General features: G+C 72.7%; 14 protein-coding genes and 1 pseudogene. 8 read left to right on the top strand and 7 right to left on the bottom strand.

Going from position 1 to position 18831, the window contains the following annotated elements; all coding sequences use genetic code 11:
* Positions 1 to 114 precede the first annotated feature (114 nt).
* From ABZV06_RS09345 to ABZV06_RS09370, 6 genes are all read right to left on the bottom strand, one after another.
* Positions 115 to 2808, bottom strand: coding sequence for a bpX6 domain-containing protein (locus ABZV06_RS09345; protein WP_355620051.1), 2694 nt, complete (start codon positions 2806 to 2808; stop codon positions 115 to 117).
* The gene (locus ABZV06_RS09350) at positions 2805 to 4472 is read right to left on the bottom strand and encodes a hypothetical protein (protein WP_355620054.1); all 1668 of its coding nucleotides are present in this window, start codon (positions 4470 to 4472) and stop codon (positions 2805 to 2807) included. Before ABZV06_RS09350 ends, ABZV06_RS09345 begins: the two co-directional genes overlap by 4 nt.
* On the bottom strand, positions 4469 to 4879 hold the full coding sequence (locus ABZV06_RS09355; protein WP_355240854.1) for a hypothetical protein: 411 nt from the start codon (positions 4877 to 4879) through the stop codon (positions 4469 to 4471). The genes ABZV06_RS09350 and ABZV06_RS09355 overlap by 4 nt, the downstream gene beginning before the upstream one ends.
* On the bottom strand, positions 4876 to 6021 hold the full coding sequence (locus ABZV06_RS09360) for an AAA family ATPase (RefSeq protein WP_355620181.1): 1146 nt from the start codon (positions 6019 to 6021) through the stop codon (positions 4876 to 4878). Before ABZV06_RS09360 ends, ABZV06_RS09355 begins: the two co-directional genes overlap by 4 nt.
* 69 nt (positions 6022 to 6090) lie before the next feature.
* The gene (locus ABZV06_RS09365) at positions 6091 to 7146 is read right to left on the bottom strand and encodes an SMP-30/gluconolactonase/LRE family protein (protein ID WP_355620057.1); all 1056 of its coding nucleotides are present in this window, start codon (positions 7144 to 7146) and stop codon (positions 6091 to 6093) included.
* A gap of 91 nt (positions 7147 to 7237) precedes the next feature.
* Positions 7238 to 8746, bottom strand: coding sequence for a family 43 glycosylhydrolase (locus tag ABZV06_RS09370; RefSeq protein WP_355620060.1), 1509 nt, complete (start codon positions 8744 to 8746; stop codon positions 7238 to 7240).
* A gap of 363 nt (positions 8747 to 9109) precedes the next feature.
* Here ABZV06_RS09370 and ABZV06_RS09375 point away from each other — a divergent pair, with 363 nt between their 5' ends.
* Complete coding sequence (locus ABZV06_RS09375) at positions 9110 to 9817, top strand: alpha/beta hydrolase (RefSeq protein WP_355620063.1); 708 nt, start codon at positions 9110 to 9112, stop codon at positions 9815 to 9817.
* 55 nt (positions 9818 to 9872) lie between these two features.
* Positions 9873 to 10331 carry a GNAT family N-acetyltransferase gene (locus ABZV06_RS09380; RefSeq protein WP_355620066.1) on the top strand — a complete coding sequence of 153 codons (459 nt, stop codon included), beginning with the start codon at positions 9873 to 9875 and terminating at the stop codon, positions 10329 to 10331.
* Here ABZV06_RS09380 and ABZV06_RS09385 read toward each other — a convergent pair whose 3' ends face one another.
* The gene (locus ABZV06_RS09385; protein WP_355620069.1) at positions 10332 to 11681 is read right to left on the bottom strand and encodes a PLP-dependent aminotransferase family protein; all 1350 of its coding nucleotides are present in this window, start codon (positions 11679 to 11681) and stop codon (positions 10332 to 10334) included. It abuts the gene before it with no gap.
* 412 nt (positions 11682 to 12093) lie between these two features.
* Here ABZV06_RS09385 and ABZV06_RS09390 point away from each other — a divergent pair, with 412 nt between their 5' ends.
* From ABZV06_RS09390 to ABZV06_RS09415, 6 genes and pseudogenes are all read left to right on the top strand, one after another.
* Complete coding sequence (locus ABZV06_RS09390; protein ID WP_355620072.1) at positions 12094 to 13662, top strand: anthranilate synthase component I family protein; 1569 nt, start codon at positions 12094 to 12096, stop codon at positions 13660 to 13662.
* Positions 13550 to 14113 (top strand): annotated as a pseudogene (locus tag ABZV06_RS09395) (aminodeoxychorismate/anthranilate synthase component II); the annotation flags it as partial. The gene ABZV06_RS09390 and the pseudogene ABZV06_RS09395, both read left to right, overlap by 113 nt.
* Positions 14114 to 14238: 125 nt before the next feature.
* On the top strand, positions 14239 to 15027 hold the full coding sequence (locus ABZV06_RS09400) for a phenylalanine--tRNA ligase beta subunit-related protein (protein ID WP_355240874.1): 789 nt from the start codon (positions 14239 to 14241) through the stop codon (positions 15025 to 15027).
* Entirely contained in the window at positions 15024 to 16259 is a 1236-nt protein-coding gene (locus tag ABZV06_RS09405; protein ID WP_355620075.1) for an ATP-grasp domain-containing protein, read from the top strand. Before ABZV06_RS09400 ends, ABZV06_RS09405 begins: the two co-directional genes overlap by 4 nt.
* The gene (locus tag ABZV06_RS09410) at positions 16250 to 17470 is read left to right on the top strand and encodes an MFS transporter (protein ID WP_355620078.1); all 1221 of its coding nucleotides are present in this window, start codon (positions 16250 to 16252) and stop codon (positions 17468 to 17470) included. Before ABZV06_RS09405 ends, ABZV06_RS09410 begins: the two co-directional genes overlap by 10 nt.
* 25 nt (positions 17471 to 17495) lie before the next feature.
* Positions 17496 to 18800 carry a TrpB-like pyridoxal phosphate-dependent enzyme gene (locus tag ABZV06_RS09415; protein WP_355620081.1) on the top strand — a complete coding sequence of 435 codons (1305 nt, stop codon included), beginning with the start codon at positions 17496 to 17498 and terminating at the stop codon, positions 18798 to 18800.
* Positions 18801 to 18831: the final 31 nt, after the last annotated feature.

Genomic DNA, 18831 nt, shown 5'->3' on the forward strand with positions numbered 1-18831 from the left:
GGGGGGGCCAGCGGGGAGGAATCCGCTCCGCAAGGAGCACAACGGGGGATTCCTCCCACTGCCAGTCCGGTCCGTCGCGGCAGGTGCCGCTTCGCGCCGGCTGTCATCCGCGAACTAGAGGCGCGTCCGCAGTCGGGCGACGGGCTGCCGACGAGCGAGATCGACGACGACCAGTCGACCCTCCGGCTCCCACATCGCGAGGGTGCCGGCGTGCTCGCGTACGCCGACCGTGTCGACGGCGGGTGGGAACACGACACGGAGGTCGCGGTCGGCGATCTCCACGGTGGTGACGGACCGGCTGTCGACACGCAGCGCGGACGTTGCACCGCTGGTCAGCACCGTCGGCGGCGTGTCCAGGGTCAGCGTGTTCGCGCCGTGCCCGACGACCTGGTGGGTGCCGCCCTGCTCGTCCTGACTCGTCGTCACCAGGGTCGAGGAGGCGAGGACCGCGACGCCGGTGAGGCCGTCGAGGTCGACCGCGCGGCGAGTGCGCAGCATCAGCGACGGCAGGTCCCAGCGCCACACCTCGGTGGTGCCAGCACCGTGACCCTGCGGACCGGTGATCCGGACCACGGCAGCGAGGCTGGTGGGGCTCCGGGCGATGTCGAGGACCGCGCTGCTCGCGTCGAGTTCGCGCCAGGCGATACGGGGCGCGTCCGAGGTCAGCTCGACGAAGGCGAGGCCGTCGTCGTCCACCACCGGAAGCAGCGTGCCGTCGTAACTCGGCAGGACCCGGCGCGCCGAGACGGCGATCGGCGGCCGCAGTCGCCGTGTGCTCAGGTCCAGGCCGCGGATCTCGCAGGTGGCGCCGCGCTGCGCGACGACGAGGACACTGCCGCCGTGGTCGGCGACGACGAGCTGGTGTGCGGGCGTGTCCCAGCGGGCGCGGACCCGACCGTCCAGGCCGACCAGACGTACGCCGAACTCGCCGTGGGCGGTCAGGATGACCCGGCCCGACAGCAGGACCGCGTCGTGGATCGGCAGTTGGCCGGCCTCGTCGGGCGCCAGGATGTCGACCCGGACGCCCCGGCCGGCCGCACGTCCGGCGGGCAACGGTGGCAGGTCGGCTGCCGCGAGCCGGTCCGCCCGCTGCCGTAGCCGGCCCGCGATCCGCCTGCGCTCGTCGCCGTCGGCCGGGTCGTCCGCGCGGTCGCGGACCAGGAGACGGAGCGCGGCGGTGCAGAGTTGACGGTCGCGTGCCGCGTCGGCGCTCCTCAGCTCGGCCAACGCCGCCAGGAAACCACGCTGCGCCGCTGCCAACTCCGGATCACGACCGTCGAGCAGCGCGATCGCGGCGGCGACGGTTTCGGTGTTCGGACGCCAGGTGACGAGGTGCGCGAACAGGTGTCCCGACGTGTGTCCGCCGAGCGCCATGCCGGCCTGGATGTTCGTCACCACGAGCGGGCGCAGCCCTTCGTCGGGCCAGGCCGCCTCGACGGCGCCGATGTGATCGTCGGCGGCCTGCCGCGCACGGACCCACTCGACGCGCAACTGCCGGGCCGCCGCGACGTCGACGCCGGCCAGTCGCTCGACGGCCCCGGCGAAGGCGCCCCGCGTCCGCGCCACCTGGAGCGCGTGGTCGCGTTCCCCGGCCCGCCACCACAGCCGTACCGCCAGGTCCGGGTCGAGATCACGTCCCTCGGCGAGTGCCGCGGCGAGCCGATACCTGCGGTTGCGCTCCAGCAGCGAGACCGCTTCGACCGGTACGTCGAGCAGGTCCGCGAGGACGAACGCCGACTCCTCGACCCGCCCGGCGCGGTCCAGCTCCGAGACCGCCTGCCGGTAGAGCGTCCGCAGGTGCCGTACCGCGTCGGGGCCGAGCGGGACCGCCGTCCCACCCGTGCGGTGCGGCTGCGGCACCAGTTCGCCGGTGCGGGGTCGCGGCAGCCGGAGTGTCGGGCGTCCACCGGAACCGCCCACCCCGATCGCCCCGCGCAGGGCGGTGTCCCAGTCCCGACGCGCGAACGCGGCGCTGAGCCGTCGCACGTAGCGATGCTGCGCGTCCGCCGCCAACCGGGCGGCGTGGGTAGCCAGCACGAGTCGCGTCAGCAGCCCTTGCCACCAGCCACCCGACGAGACGCTGCGGCCGGTCGGCGGCGCAGCAGCGCCCGCCGAGTCGGCGCGGCCCGAGGCGGTCGCCCCGCTCAGGCCGTAGAGCAGGACCGTCCCGGCACCGATGATCACCATCCGCAGCGGCGCCGCGGCGAGCGCGGCAACCCCGAACACGGCGACGGCCGCGCCGATCGCGACCACCTTCGCGACGACGGTGTCCGGCACGCGGCGTCGACGGCGCGGTCGGGCGGACGCGGCCAGCAACCGGCGGGTACGCCGCGGAGCCGGGGCGACAGCGGCCAGCGCGCGCAGGTCAGGCGTCGGTGGCGGCGGTTGCCAGGGCGCGGGTGCCGTCGCCGCGACGCCCTGCCGGTCCAGCGCCGCGAGCGGCTCGACCCGCAGGGCGGTCAGGTCGATCCAGGAATTCCGGTCGACGAGGGCCAGGGCGTTCCGGCTGAACCGGCTCGTCGTTCCCGCGCGCGGCACCAGCACATCCCCGGGCTCGGCGTCGTCGACGGGAGTGCCGTGCGGGTGCAGCACGCCGCCGGTGTCGACGAGGACGAGGCCGGGGGCCAGTTCCGCGCGGACGTCGACCGCCTGGTCGAACGCCACCAGCCACCCTCCGCCGGGCACCTCGAACAGCGCGGTGTCGGGCTGCCAGGCATCCACGACCCGCCGGCGCGCCTCGTCCGCACCGAGGAGGCGTACGTCGATCAGCAGGGCGCGGGCGGGAAGCCGGCCGCGGAACGCGCTCATCCGGCGCTCCGCAGCGCGCACAGCACGTCGTTCGTGGCGAGGTCGGCGATCTCGACCAGCCCGTCGGGGCGCGGCACGGCCAGCCACGGCCGACTCGGATGCAGGGCTGGAGCGCCGGTTCCCCCCGACCAGCGGGTGAGGGTCTGGATCCCGGCCGGCGAGACGAGACGGACGATCAGCCCGCCGCCGGACAGGGTCACCAACTGTGGACCGTCGATGTCGACAATGCCGAGGACCGTGGCGTCCCGCGCGACGTCCACGTCGCCGACGAGACCGGACGCGCCGTGGACGCGCCAGGTGGTGGCGTCCAGCGACCAGGCGGTCCGCGCTCCGACGCCGAGGACGACCCGGGCGGTGGCCGGGATCGGCAGCACGGCGGTGTGCTCGGTGACCTCGATGTGGTCGCCGGCGCGCCAGGCCATGCGGGGCACGTCCATCTGGGTGCCGGGGGCGACCGTCACGTACGACGGCAGGCGGTCAGTGCCCTTCGTGGACAAACTCCACCAGTCTCCGCCGAGCTCGCACAGCAGACGGCCGCCCTGGAAGTACAGCGGCGACAGCGCGCCCTGGGCGGCCGTCTCGACCTCCGCTGCCGACAGGCCGACCGCGTCCAGTGGCACCGCCAGGTCCTCCAGGCGGCCCAGCGGCTTGCCGATCACGACCGCCCGTAACGTCTCGTCGACGCTGGTCAGGACCACGAGGCGGCGACCCAGCCAGGCGGCGGCCAACGCCGGACCGGGCAGGTGATGACGTCGTGGTCGCCCGGTCGGCACCCGGACCGAGACCATTTCGGCGGGACGGTCGCCGCGGGTGAGCAGGTACGGATCGGCGCTCGGGAACACGGGTGCCCGCAGCGGACCGCCAGCTGCGCGGGCACCGGCGGAGACAGCGCGGAAACCGGCGCCGCGCAGCACCCGCAACGCCACCTCGCCGCCTGGCAGCGGGAGGTCGAGACGCCGTTCGCCCACGACGACCCGTACGCTGCGCGCCCCCTCGTCACTCCAGTCCTGCTCGTGGCTCGCCAGCACCCGGCTCCGGTCACCGAGCTGGCTGGCCAGGTGCGGCCCGGTCAGCAGCCACATCTGATCGGCCGCGTCCAGCTGTTCCGTCCACTCCCGTACCGTCGGCGGGGTCGGCTCGACAGCTCTGCGGGCGGCCAGCCAGCCGGCGAGCTGCCCGCCCAGGTCACCCTCGCGCCAGTCGCCGGGTCGGTCACCCAGCACGCCCAGCACCAACGAGCGCCCCTGGCTTGCGGCCCGCCGGTGCAGCACGACGAGCGCGGCGAGCTGGACGAGTCGCGCGGCCCCCAGCTGCTCCGGACCGGTGTCGACGAGGACGACCACCCGTCCCCGCACCGCGGCCGAGCGGGTTGCCGGCGCGAGGTACAGCAGCTCCCCGCTGGCGGCGCGGCGGACGAACTCGTCCGGCAGCTCCCGCATCAGCAGCAGCTGCGACGGAAGCAGGCGCTCGATGACGCCACGGGTCGCCAGACCGGAGTACCCGTCCGGCTGGCCGTCCCCGGCCGAGCCGTCCTCGGCCGAGGGGAACAGGCTGTCGATCTGTCGGACCAGCGGACCCAGGGCGAGGGCCACGTCGCTGGTCAGGGCGGACAGCGCCGGCGCCCAGGGGGCCAGCGACGCCGGGAGGGCCGGATGTCCGGTCATGTCGGCGTCAACCGCGCGGGGTCGAGCGGTTCCCGTGGCAGCGGCCCGGCCAGGACCAGGCCGGGCAGCAGCGCGATCAACCCGGACGGCTGGGCGGTACGGCGACGCAACGGCTCGCGCAACAGATCGACGCACGGCCAGGGCTCGGCGAGCGTCGGGACCAGCACGCCGTCGTCCCAGCCGAGGTAGACCGCTCCGTCGGCCCACGGCAGGTCCGTCCGATCGCCGAGCACGACCAACCAGCTCTGGTCACGACCGGCGCACGCGCGCAGGCGAGCGCCGGCGGTCACCCGCAGCAGCGTGTCCGCGCGCAACCCGTCCACCACGGCGCCGGACGCGGCCACGGCCGCGGCCGGGAGCGGGACGTCGCGTCGTCGCCACCGTAGGGACAGCGCCTGTGCGCTCATGCGTTAATCGCGGCGACCAGGAGGCCACGGACGTCCCGGAGTGCCTGCGGGGCGTCGGCCAGCACGAACCCGGCGTCGATCTCCCGTAGCGTTCCCTCGACGCGCAGCCGCTCGTCGTGCCCCAGCGGCCCGGTGCCCACCTCGTCGAGCAGCCGACGGCCCGCCTCGACCAGCCGGGCCGCGCGGGCCTGCTGACCCCGGGCGAACTCCTCCGCCGCGTACACCAGGCTGCCGTTCCGTCCCGACTCCACCAGGTCCGCGAGCACGTCCCGGGCGGCGGCCTGGGCGTCGAGGGTCGGCGCGATCAGCGGGAGCACCCAGAGGTCGTCGGCGGAGGCCGTGGTGCGGCCGTCCAGCGCCGCCGCCGCGGACACCAGACGCTGCGAACGCACCGCCCGGCGGTCGCTCAGCGGTACGCCCGCCTGGCGCATCCGGCGGATCGCGGCGGCCAGCGGGCCCCGGACCGCGCCGAGATCACACGTGCGGGCCGCCTCCGACAGGCGATCCACCGTCGGCAGCAGCGCGCCCGCCGTTGGCGCCGGTCGGGAACCCGCGCCCCACCCCACCTCCAGCAGCTCGTCGAGCCGCCCGTCCGCGACCGGGGTGACGAAGACGCGCGCCAGGAAGCGGTCCGCGAACGCGGCGAGGGCCGGGTCGTCGGGCAGGGTGTTGGCGGCACCCACACACACCCGCAGTGGGCACGAGAGGCGCGTCGATCCGCGCCGGAACACCCGTTCGTTCAGAATCCCCAACAGGGTGTTGAGGACCGCCGTCGAACCGAGGAAGACCTCGTCGAGGAACGCCACCTCGGCCTCGGGCAGCATGCCTGCGGTCTCGAACTCCACCAGCCCCTCACGCAGCCGGCGCAGGTCCACCGGGCCGAAGATCTCACTCGGCTCGGTGAACCGTCCGAGCAGGTACTCGAAGTACCGGCCGCCGAGCTGGTCGGCCGTCCGGCGGACGGCCTCGGACTTGGCGGTGCCCGGCGCGCCGATGACGAGCACGTGCTCGCCGGCGACCGCGCACAGCACGACCACCTCGGCGACCACCTCCCGGTCGACGAGACCGGTTCGTGCCCGTGCGATGGCGTCCCGGAGGAGGGCGGCGTCCGTCGACAGGGTGACCGGCTGCGTGGAGATCATCTGCACCGGCGAAGTCTACGGACACCGCCCCGTCCGCCGCGTCCCGCTAACGTCCGGCCAGGGGCCGCGTCAGTACGGGTACCCCGGGATGTTGAGCCGCACGCTGTACAGGCCGGAGTCGCCCCACGGACCCGAGGTGATGTAGAGGGTCTGCCGGTCCGGCCCGCCGAAGGCCACGTTCGTCGTGCCGGAGAAGCCGGGCCGGATCGTGCCGAGCTGGGTGCCCGTGGGGGAGTAGACGTGGACCAGGGAGTCCGCGCCGGAGGTCCAGTACACGTTGCCGGCGCAGTCGATCGTGCCGCCGTCCGGGCCACCGATGTAGTTCACGAAGACGCTGCGCGCGCCGGTGCTGCCGTCGGGCTGGACGGCGTACTTGTAGATCTTGTTCTCGGAGTAGGCGCCCACGTAGAGGGTGCTTCCGTCCGGTGAGAGCGAGATGCCGTTGGGCTGGCGCAGTTGGTCGTCCACCAGGGACACCTGCCCGTTGACGACACGGAAGACGCTGGTGCGCCCGTACATCTGGTCCGGGCGGTTGCCGCGCTGGAAGTTGGGGTCGGTGAAGTAGGTGACGCCGTCCGAGCGGACCGCGACGTCGTTGGGCGAGTTGAACGCCCGACCCTGGTAGTTCGCCGCGACGGTGCTGCGGCTCCGGTCGCTCAGCCGGTACGCGGAGACGTTGCGCTGGTCGTGGGTGGCCGCGACGAGCTGCTGGCCGTCGGCGCTGAGCGCCACACCGTTGCTGCCGGAGTTGGCGATGAACGTGTCGAAGGTCGACGGCGGGGTGAACCGGCGGATCGTGGACGGCTGGACGTTGTACGGCCCGGTCCCGCCGGCCATGTCGGAGAAGAGCAGGTAGCCGCCGTCGGCGACCCAGACGGGCCCTTCGAGGAAGGTGAATCCGCTCCGGATCTTCGTCGCCGTCAGGGAGCTGGACGGCAGCGGCGAGCCGGACCCGGCCCCGGTGAGGCAGACTCCGGGCGGTGTGCCGGGCGGGCCGGCGAGCGCGGCGTGAGCGTTCACCTGGGCGGTGCCCGACATTCGGGCAGTCGCACCAGCGGGGACGGGCGCCGCGCTGACCGCGAGGCAGAGTCCGGCCAGGACGGAGATGGTGGTACGCCGGTTCATCGGATGCTCCAATCGGCGTCGACGGGTCGCGGGGACCCGGCCGACGGTGTCGAGAACGCGAGGCGGGCGCGGTGCGGCCCGTCCGGTTCGGCTATTCGAGGTGGAAGGTGGCGGAGCTGCGCTCGGCGGTCGAACTGACCGCCTCCAGGTAGAGCAGACTGTCGCGGTGGCGTACGTAGCGGCCCGGGTAGTTCTGTGACTCCAGCGAGAGTCCGGCGCTGTCGGCCAGGCCGGACCGGCGTTGGAAGCTCGCGTCGTTGGCGAAGATCGACGAACCGTCGTTCGGCGCGATGGACAGGGCGAAGCCGTAGTGGCGCAGGTAGTAGCCCGGGTAGTTGGTCGACTCCAACGACACGCTTCCGCCGCCGGCCAGGCCGTTGACGATGCGGAACTGGGAGTCGGCGAGGTTGGTGACGTTCGCCTCGACCCGTGCCCGGTAGTCGTAGTGCCGGATGTAGCTGGTGGTCAGGTCGTGCGACCGCAGCCGGACCGGGGTGGCCCCGTCGGGCACCGGGATGCCGAAGTTGGGGGTGCCGTCGGCGTTCCAGTAGACCTTCTGGAGTCTGGTGCGCCGGTTGGGGTCGTTCAGGGGGTCGCCGCTGATGTCGCGGTAGTTGCGGTCGTGGTAGACGAGGATGTCGCTCTGCCCGTCCTCGGAGACGGTGAACGAGTTGTGGCCGGGGCCGTACTGGCCGGTGGCGGCGTTGGTGGCGAAGACGGGGTTGGGGCTCTTGCTCCAGGACGCCGGGTCGAGCAGGTTCGCGGTGGCGGAGGCGCTCACCATCCCGAGGCAGTAGTTGGCGTCCGTGGCGCTGGCCGAGTAGGTCAGGAAGAGACGACCATTGCGCTGGATCACCGCCGGCCCCTCGGCGACCCGGTAGCCGCGGGTCTCCCAGGCGTACGTCGGTACGACGAGCCGGGCCACGGTGCCCGTGATCTGCCACGGGTTGGCGCCCATCCGGGCGAGGTAGACGTTCGAGTTGTTGGAGATGCCCGGCTCCTGCTGCGCCCAGGTCAGGTAGCGCACCCCGTTGGCGACGAAGGTCGAGGCGTCCAGGCTGAAGGTGTCCCAGGGTGTCGTGATCCGGCCGCGTTCGGTCCACGAGCCGGTGAGCGGGTTCGCGTTGGCGTTCTCCAGCACGTACATCCGGATGCGCCACACGTCGTCGGTCCGGCCGGCGGCGAAGTAGACGTACCAGCGGTCGTTGATGAAGTGGATCTCCGGGGCCCAGATGTGCGCGCCCATCTCTCCGCTGGTGTGCCGGTTCCAGATCGTCGTCTCCGCAGCCGTCGACAGCCCCTGCAGGGTGGTCGCACGGCGCAGGACGATCCGGTCGTACTGCGGCACGGTCGCGGTCATGTAGTAGTAGCCGTCGGTGTGGCGGAAGATGTGGGGATCGGCCCGCTGGTTGACCAGCGGGTTGGTGTAGTTCACGGCGGGCGCGGCCTGCGCGGGCCCGGCCATGGGCAGCCCGGCCGACACGGCGAGGAGCACCAGCATCGCGGCCAGGACGGACCGTCGGCGGACGCCGGGACCGGTACGCCCCGGGCCGGCCGCTCGGCGGGCGACGGCAACGCTTCGGTCCGGTGGCAGCGACATCTGTCCTCCGTGAGCTGTGTGCACGGCGCTGGTCGACGCTGCTGCGACGGCCAACCCGCTGCGGTGCCCGCCGAAGGCAGGAACGCCCGTGGGCAGGGGTGTGTGACGGGTGTGTTGCGCCCAGGTAACGGCCTAAGTGTTGGCGCTAACATCGACGAGTGTCAAGATGTTCCGGTAGGCCGCGTGCCCGGCGCCGCGAGCCGCGGTGGCAGCTCGGCGTCGAACGGTGGGGCCGGCCGAACCGAGGCCCCGGCACCCTGCCCCGGTCGCTTGGTAACGGATGTTTCACCATCGTGTGACGGGTACTCAGGCGCACCGGTGCGGCCGGTGGAACCAGTGTCACGAAGCGAGGGAGCGCCTGTCATGCCCGATTCGCAGCCCACCGTCGTCCTGGTGCACGGCGCGTTCGCCGAGTCGGCGAGCTGGAACGGCGTGATCGAGCGGCTGGGGTCCGCGTACGACGTCGTGGCCGTCGCCAACCCGCTGCGTGGCGTCGCCGGCGACGCCACGTACCTGCGGGACGTGATGCGGGGGATCGGCGGCCCGGTCGTCCTCGTCGGCCACTCGTACGGCGGCATGGTGATCACGCAGGCCGCGGCGGGCGACACGTCGGTGCGCGCCCTCGTCTACGTCAACGCGTTGTGCCCGGACACGGGTGAGTCGGCGCTCTCCCTGTCCGCGAAGTTCCCCGGCAGCACGCTCGCGGACACGCTCGTGCAGTACCCGGTGTCCACCGGCGGCAACGAGGTGGTGATCGGCCAGGACGCCTACCACGCCCAGTTCTGCGCCGACGTGTCGGACGACCTCGCCTCGTTGATGGCCCGCACCCAACGGCCGATCACCGAGCAGGCCCTGAGTGACGGTCTCACCGGAGAACCCGCCTGGCGGTCCCTGCCGAGTTGGTTCGTGTTCGGTGACGCCGACAAGAACATCCCGGTCGCCGTACACCGCTTCATGGCCGAGCGGGCCGCGCCGCGCGGGCAGCGCGAGGTGGCGGGCGGGTCGCACGCGATGGCGGCGGCCCGGCCGGGCGAGGTCGCCGAGACGATCATCGAAGCGGTCCGGGGCTGAGCGTCCGACCGGCGGCTCGACATGAGCGGAAAGCCGCCCGCGTAGCCTGCTGAGCGTGGGGGACTGGGAGCTTCGGCCGGCGCTGACGGCGGACGTCGAGGCGGTGGCCGAGTTGCGGTCCGTGGTGCTGCGCGCGGATCTGGAACGGCTCGGACGGTACGACGAGCAGCGGGTGCGGCAGCGACTGCGGGACGGGTTCTCGCCGGCGCACACCTGGCTGATCGAGATGGGCGGCGCGTTCGCGGGCTGCGTGTCCCTGCGGCCGGCCGAGGACGCCCACTGGCTGGAGCACTTCTACCTCGCGCCCCACCTGCAGGGTAATGGCGTCGGCGCGGCCGTGCTGCGCTCGCTGCTGGCGCGGTGTGACCGCGACGGCCTCCGCGTCCGGTTGAACGTGCTGCGCGGCAGCCCGGCCCGGCGGCTGTACGAGCGGCACGGGTTCACCCTCGAAGCCGAGGACCCGGTCGACGTGTTCATGGTGCGCGAGCCGACCCGGGCCGCGCCGGTCGACTGATCAAGCGACCCGTCCGGTCGTCTCCCGGTACGCCGCGGCGATCCCCGCCAGACCGCGGCCCAGCTCCGGGCCGCGTACCCCGGCGTAGCCCAGGACCAGGGCCGGCGGCCGGTCGTCCGGTCGCAGGGCGTAGGAGCGGCCACCGCGCACCAGCACCGAGCGCCGCCGGGCCGCGTGCACCAGCGCCTCCTCCGCGCATCGCTCCGGCAGCAGCAGGTACGCCTGGAGTCCGCTGGTCGCGCCGAAGAGGGTGACGTCGGGCAGGTGCGCGGCGACGAAGTCCCGGACCGTCTGGCGACGTTTCTGTACGTCCGCGCCGAGTCGGCGCAGGTGCCGGTCGAAGGCGCCGGTGTCGATCAGCCGGGCCAGGGCGAGCTGCTCCAGGCCGGAGCAGCCGATGTCCCAGCTGGCCCGGACCCGCTCGACCGGCGCGGTCAGGTCGGCCGGGGTGGCCAGCCAGCCGAGGCGCAGCGCCGGCGTGAGGACCTTGCTGGCGCTGCCGGCGTAGACCACCCGGTCCGGTGCGAGGCTCTGCAGGGCGGGCATCCGCTGTGCCGGCGCGACGAGGGCGGCGTCGAAGTCGTCCTCGATGACGTAGCCGTCCACCTCCTTCGCCCAGGCGGTGAGCTGCGCCCGCCGCTCCGCGCTGAGCGTGACTCCGGTCGGGAACTGGCTGGCCGGGGTGACCAGCACGGCGCGTACCCCGCTGCCTGCCAGCGCGTCCACCCGGAGGCCGTCGCGGTCCACCGGGATGCCCACCGGACGCAGTCCGGCCCCGGCGATGAACTCCCACTCGCCCGGGTGCCCCGGGTCCTCCACCCCGAGCGTGTCGTGGCCACGGTCCTGCAGCACCCGGCAGAGCAGCGCGAGGCCCTGCGCGAAGCCCGAGGTGACCATGACGCGGTCGGGTCGGGTCCGCACCCCGCGTACGCGACCGAGGTAACCGGCGAGGGTGTGCCGGACAACGGCAAGGCCGGACGGCGGGGCGTACGCCAGCTCGCGACGGCCCGCCGAGGTGACCACCGCGCTGACCGCCCGGATCCAGTCCTGGCGGGGGAACGTCGACGCGTGCGGGCTGCCGGTGCGCAGGTCGCAGACCGCCGGTGTGGGCGCGTGGTCGTCCGGGGTGAGCGCCGAGCCGACCTCGGGGCGTGCCGTCGCCGCCACGGAGGTGCCCGAGCCGTGTTGGGAGACGAGGTACCCCTCGGCGCAGAGCTGTTCGTACGCCTCGACGACCACACTCCGGGACACCCCGAGGTCGGCGGCGAGCTGCCGGCTCGACGGGACGCGGGTGCCGGGACGGAGCACACCCTCCTCGATCTGGGTCCGAAATGCGTTACGGAGCTGCACCGACAGTGTTCCGTGCGATTGACCATCTATTGACAGGCTTAGATTGAAGGACAAGTGGTCCGCTCCGCGATCGCCGAAGTGGTATGGACAGCGTGATCCGTGCCTGTGGAAAGTGTTGGTCGGGTACGCAACCGCCCGGTGACCGGCGAATCAGGGCGTACGTTCCGAGCGTGTCCAATGCGGACGCCTCCGCTGCCGGCATCGAGGCGTCCGTGCGAGTCCTTTCGCCTGGGGGAAGGGTCCGACCTGCCGTGTCGTCGGCGGGGTGAGCGCCAACGGCGGCGCGGAATCGGGCTGTTCAGAGGGGGTTCCGCAAGTGTCCCTATTGTCAACCGAACGCGCCACGTGGTCGATCTGGTCACATTCTTCGAGCGGTGCGCATACACCATTGGCGAACTCGATAGAGGTGGAAGTGACATCTGTCACACTGCCATCGATCGATCCGTTGTCGCTCTACGAGGCACTCACCGAAAGCCTTTCCCGCGACGATCTGTATCTGTTCGAAAGTCTGGACGGTCCTGCTCAGGACCGGTATGCCGCAGCCGTCGGCTGGGGCCTTCTCGCCGAGGTGCGATTCATCGCCGACCGCCTGGAGCTGACCGCCGACGGTCCGCTCGGCGACGCCCTGGCCGCCGTGCTCACCGCCATCCTGGGCGAGCCGGTCCGGCAGTCCGCCGCGCGGCGGGTCTGGCCGGTCCCCGGCCCGCCCGAGGTGTGGGCCGCCGTCCGGGCGGTACAGCGGGCGTTCGCCGTGCGCACGACCGTCCCCACCGACAGCTTCGCGTTCGGTTTCCTCACCACCCTGGCCTACGAGGCGGCGCGGGACATGGACGACCTCGGGGTCGACCGGGTGGTCGACGACATCCCCCGGTGCACCCTCGCGCTGTTCCGGCACACCGTCTGGTGGGATCTGCGCGCCGGCACGGTGCGGCAGCTCCGCGCCACCGGCCCGCACCTGCCACCGGACGACGCCCGGCTGCCGGAGCTGCCCGAGCGGCTGGCCGCTGACCACCCGCACGTGCCGGCCGCCCCGCCACCGAGCCTGATCCGGGACACCGTCGACGAGGAGATGTTCGCCGCCCGGGTGAAGCAGTGCCTGCGGCACATCGAGGTCGGGGACAGCTACCAGATCCAGATCGGCCACCGGATCGACGTGCAGACCACGCTCACGCCGCTGGAGGTCTACCAACGGTTGCGCCACCGCAACCCGTCGCCCTACATGTACCTGACCCCGTGGGCCGGCCGGACCGTCATCGGGGCGAGCCCGGAGCTGTTCCTGCGCATCGAACAGGGCCGGCTCTCGATGCGTCCGATCGCCGGCACCGCGCCCCGGGCCGCCGACCCGCAGGCCGACCGTCGGCGGGTGGCCGAACTGGCGGCGAGCGAGAAGGAGCGGGCCGAGCACGTCATGCTCGTCGACCTGTGCCGCAACGACATCGGCCGCGTCTGCGTGCCGGGGACGCTCAGCGTGGACGCCATGTTCGACGTCGAGCCGTTCGCGTACGTGCACCACCTGGTCTCGACCGTCTCGGGGCAGCTCGCCGACGACGCCGACGTGTGGGCCGCGATCTGCGCCACGTTCCCGGCCGGCACCATGACCGGCGCGCCGAAGCTGCGGGCCATGGAGATCATCGACGGCCTGGAGGACGAGCCCCGAGGCGTCTACGCCGGCGCGGTCGGGCTTGTCGACGTCCGCGGGTACGCGGTGCTCGCCCTCTGCATCCGCACCGCCGTGCACGACGACGGGCACTACCGCACCCAGGCCTCCGCCGGCGTCGTGGCCGACTCCACGCCGGGCGACGAGTGGCGCGAGACGCTGGCCAAGATGAGCGCCACCTACTGGGCCCTGACCGTTCGGAGCTGCTGCCGTGAGGGTCCTGCTCGTCGACGCGTACGACAGCTTCACCCACATCATCGACCAGTACCTGCGGACCCTCGGCGCGCGGACCGTGGTGGTCCGCTCCCGGACGCGGACCAGTGACCAGCTCGCGGCCCTGCGGCCCGACGCGGTGGTGCTCGGCCCCGGGCCGGGCCATCCGGCCGAGTCCGGGCACGTCGAGCTGGTGCACGCCTTCGCCGGCCTGGTCCCGCTGCTCGGGGTCTGCCTGGGCCACCAGGCGATCGGTCTCGCCTACGGCGGGACGGTCGCGGTCGCCCGGCACCTGATGCACGGCAAGACCAGCGTGGTCACCCACGACGGTCAGGGGATCTTCGAGGACGCGCCCGCCCCGCTCACCGTCACCCGCTACCACTCGCTCATCGTCGCCGATCCGGCCCCACCGGCCCTGCGGGTCACCGCCCGGTCGTCCGACGACGGCTACGTGATGGGCGTACGGCACCGGACGCTCGCGGTGCAGGGGGTGCAGTTCCACCCGGAGAGCGTGCTCACCGAGGCTGGGCTGCGGCTGTTCGACAATTTCCTGCGGCACGCCTCGGCGGCCGTGGACCGGCCACCCGGATTGGACTCACCGGATCACCCCGGATTGGCCACAACCGGTGGTCGTCCCGCTGCGTACGGTCGGGCGGACAATCGGACCCGACCCTCACGAGGATCACGATGACCCAGCTCAGCGACGGTGCGGCCACTCTCACCGTCCGCATCGACGACCGGGTGCTGACCGCGGTGCCCGACTACGTGCTCGGCGTGCTCGCCCTGCCGGTGGTCGAGGTCGCGCCGGCACCTCCCACCGTGTCGGCGCTGCTGACCGCCTCCGAGGACGCGCTGCACGCCGCCGGCCTGGACAAGGCCGGCGTGGCCGAGCTGCCGGGCATCGCGGCGTGGCGGGAGGCGTACCGGGCGGTGGGTGTCAACCCGAACCGGTTCCCGTGCGCCGCCGAGTCGATCGCACGGAGGGTGGCCAAGGGTGACCGGCTGCCCCGGATCAACGCCCTGGTCGACCTCTGCAACGCGGTGTCGCTCGGCGCGGCGCTGCCGGTGGCCTCGTGCGCGGTCGACGGTGTCACCGACCTCGTCGTGCGGCCGGCCGACGGCACCGAGACCTACCTGCCACTGGGCGCTCCCGATGCGCCCGAGCACCCCGAACCGGGCGAGGTCGTCTACGCCGACGCCGACGGGCGTGCCCACTCGCGGCGCTGGAACTGGCGGCAGGGTCACCTGGTCCGCACCGACCTGGGCCGGCACGCGCTGCTGCTCACCGTCGAGTCGGCCCACCCCGGCGGACGCGCGGAGGTGACGCAGGCGTTGGCCCGGCTCGGTGGCGTCCTCGACGAGATGACCGTCGGCGAACGGCAGGAGGCGGTGCTCGACCGCGACGCGACGAGCGCCGTCCTGCGTACCGCGGGACCGCTGAGCCCCGCGGGCAGCAACAATCGGAGCCGGCCGTGACCGGCGCGATCCTGGTGATCTACCGCCCGGTGGCCGGTCGGTACGCGGCCCAGTTCCGCGCCGTGGTCACCGCCGCCGCCGAGCGGGGTGTGGCCGCCGTCGCGCTGCTGCCGACCGGGCAGCCGTCCGCCGACGTCGCCGGTCTGCCCTGCTACCACGCCGACCTCGACGACCGCGAGGCCGTCCGATCGGTCGTCGCGACGATCGTCGCCGCCCACCCGGTGCGTCGCATCTTCCCGCTCTTCGAGGGTGACGTGCTCACCGCCGCCTACTGCCGGCGTGACCACGGCATCGACGGGCTCGACCCGGAGGGTGCGCTGACCTTCCGGGACAAGAACGTCATGCACCGGCGGGCCACCGAGTTGGGCGTGCCGGTGGCGCGCTCGTGCCGCCCCGAGACGGTGGGGGCGGTCGCCGAGTTCGCCGCCGAGGTGGGCTGGCCGGTGGTCGTCAAGCCGTACGCCGGCTGGGCCTGCGGCGACACCCACCGGGTGGACTCCGCCGAGGACCTGGCCCGGGTGTGGCCGCTGATCGCCGACGACCGGCACGACTACCGCGTGGAGGAGTACGTCCGCGGGGCCGAGTACCACGTCGACTCGCTGCTGCGCGACGGCGAGGTGGTCTTCGAGCAGCTCTCCCGTTACACGTACTCGGTGCTCGAGTTCCGCGACGAGCCCGGCGGCACGGTCTCCCGCAAGCACGACCTGACCACGGCGGAGCGGCACATCCTGACCGCCAGCGCGACAGTGCTGCGCGGCTTCGGGATGCGTACGGGCGTGGCGCACGTCGAGTTCTTCCTCCGCGACGACGGCGAGGTGATCTTCGGCGAGGCGGCTGCCCGGGCCGGCGGCGGCTCGATCGTCCCGGCCATCGAGGCCGGGCGCGGCATCAACCTCGCGGGGGAGTGGTGCCGCCTCGAACTCGACCCGGAGCACGTGCCCGCCGCTGCTCTGGGGCCGGAGATCGGCACCGAGTACCTGTGCTCCGACCGGTACGGCCGGATCACCGCGATCACGTCGGCACAGGACCTGCGGGCGCTCGACGCGGTGCGCGACGCGGACGTGTGGAAGAGCGTCGGCGACGTGCTCGCCGTGCCGACCGCCTCCAACGACGTGCTCGGCTGGTACGTCTGCGAGGGCCGGGACTTCGACGACGTCCGCGCCCGGTTCAAAGTCATCCGGGACTCCTTCGAGGTACGCACCGAGCCGGTGGGGGAGTCCTCATGTGGCTGACCCGGTTCCGCGCCCTGCCGCGCCCGCTGCGGATGCTGGTCTACGCGTCCTTCATCAACCGGGCCGGCATGTTCGTCTTCCCACTGCTGGCGGTCTACCTGGTGCAGAGCCGGCACCTCAGCACCGGCGAGGCGGGCGTGCTGATCTCCGTCGGCAGCACCGGTCTGCTCGCCGGCAGCCTGCTCAGCGGCCCGGTCTGCGCCCGGGCCGGGCGCCGCGCCGCGCTGGTGGCGAGCCTGCTGCTCAACGCCGCCGGCTATCTGGGCCTGGCTCTGGTCGACGGTCCCACCTGGACGTACGCGGTGCTGCTCTTCGTCGCGTTGGTCGGGATGGGCATGTTCTCCCCGGCGGCGAACACGCTGATCGCCGACCTGACCGAGTCGGGTGAGCGGCCCTTCGCGTACACGGTCAGCTACCTCGCCAACAACCTCGGCATGGGGGTCGGGCCGCTGCTCGGCGGGTTCGCGGCGGCCCTGTCGTACGAGCTGATGTTCGCCGGCAACATCCTGCTCGGTCTGCTCGCGGCGGCCACCATCTGGCTCTTCGTACCCGCCGACACCCGGCGCGCCCCCACGGCCGCGCCGGCCGTCACCACCCGGTGGGCCGGGCTGCGGCGGGACGTCGACGTGGCGCTGCTCGTACTGGTCTCGTTCTGCTACGTCGCCCCGCTGATCGGCCTGGAATACACGCTGCCCCTCGCGGTCACCACCGTGCTGCACTCGTCGGTGGCGGTGGTCGGCGCGGTCTACACCATCAACAGCGTCGTCGTGGTCAGCGCCAGCCTGCTGATCGAGAAGCGGATGAAGGCGTACTCCACCCGGGTCCTGCTGATGGTGGCCGGCCTGCTCTGGTCGGCCGGCATGGCCGTCCTGGTGTTCGCCTTCTCGCTGCCCGCGGTCCTGCTCTCCACTGTGGTCTGGACCCTCGGGGAGATCATCGCCTCGGTGGTGGTGCCCACCTACATCGCCGATCACGTGCAGGAGCGCCGGGTCAGCAGCTTCATGGCTTTGAACGCCTTCGTGCTCAGCTCCGCCCGGTTGGTCGTGCCGATGGGTCTCGGCTTCGTCTGGCAGACCCAGGGGCACCGACCGGTCCTTCTGATACTCCTGCTGACCCCGGTGGTCGGCGTGGTCGCGTTCGCGGCGCTGCGAATCCGACCGGCCGTCCGGCCCGTGCCGACGTCCGTCGAACCGGCCACCGCCAGTCCCTGACACCCACCCCTCATCGGAAGAGGCCATGACCACGTCGAAGTTCGTGCTGCCCGAGAGTGACATCCCGACGACCTGGTACAACGTGGTTCCCGACCTGCCCAAGGGCCTGCCCCCGATGCTGCACCCCGGCACCCGGGAACCCCTCACCCCGGCGGACCTCGCACCGCTCTTCGCCAGCGGCATGATCGAGCAGGAGTTCAGCACCGAACGGGACGTGGACATCCCCGGGCCGGTGCTCGACATCTACCGCCAGTGGCGGCCCAGCCCGCTCGTGCGCGCCCACCGCCTGGAGCGGGCCCTCGACACCCCAGCCCGGATCTACTTCAAGTACGAGGGGGTCAGCCCGTCCGGCAGCCACAAGCCGAACACCGCCGTGCCGCAGGCGTACTACAGCAAGCTCGACGGCGTGCAGCGGCTGACCACGGAGACCGGCGCCGGCCAGTGGGGCAGTTCGCTCTCGATGGCCTGCACGTACTTCGGCCTCGACTGCGAGGTCTTCATGGTGCGGGTCAGCTACGACCAGAAGCCGTACCGGCGCGGGCTGATGGAGACGTTCGGCGCGTCGGTCACGGCGAGCCCGAGCGATCGCACCGAGGCGGGCCGGGCGGCCCTCGCCGCCGACCCCGACTCCACCGGCAGCCTCGGGTTGGCCATCTCCGAGGCGGTGGAGGCGGCGATGCTCAGCGGCGGCACCGCCAAGTACGCCCTCGGCTCGGTGCTCAACCTGGTGCTGATGCACCAGACGATCATCGGCCAGGAGGCGCTGCTCCAGATCGCCATGGCCGACGACTACCCGGACGTCGTCATCGGCGCGGCCGGCGGCGGTTCCAACTTCGCCGGGTTGGCCCTGCCGTTCCTGCGCCGGCAACTGGGCGGCGGCCCGGCGGTGCGGTTCGTCGCGGTCGAACCGGCCTCCTGCCCGTCGCTGACCAGGGGCACCTACGACTACGACTTCGGCGACACCGCCGGCCTCACTCCGCTGACCAAGATGCACACCCTGGGCCACGACTTCCGGCCACCGGCCATCCACGCCGGTGGCCTGCGCTACCACGGCATGGCCCCCATCATCAGCGCGCTGCGGGACATCGACCTCATCGAGGCGCGGGCGGTGCCACAGAGCGCCTGCTTCGAGGCCGGTGTGCTGTTCGCCCGCAGCGAGGGCATCGTGCCGGCGCCGGAGTCCACCCACGCCGTCCGGGTCGCGGTGGACGAGGCCCTGCACTGCCGGGAGACCGGCGAGTCCAAGGCGATCGTCTTCTCCCTCTCCGGGCACGGCCACTTCGACATGCAGGCCTACATCGACTACTTCGCCGGAAAGCTGACGGACTGATCTCGCTGGGGGTGGACGCCGTCGTGGCGTC

This window comes from Micromonospora sp. NPDC005172, from assembly GCF_040608555.1.
Classification (GTDB): domain Bacteria; phylum Actinomycetota; class Actinomycetes; order Mycobacteriales; family Micromonosporaceae; genus Micromonospora.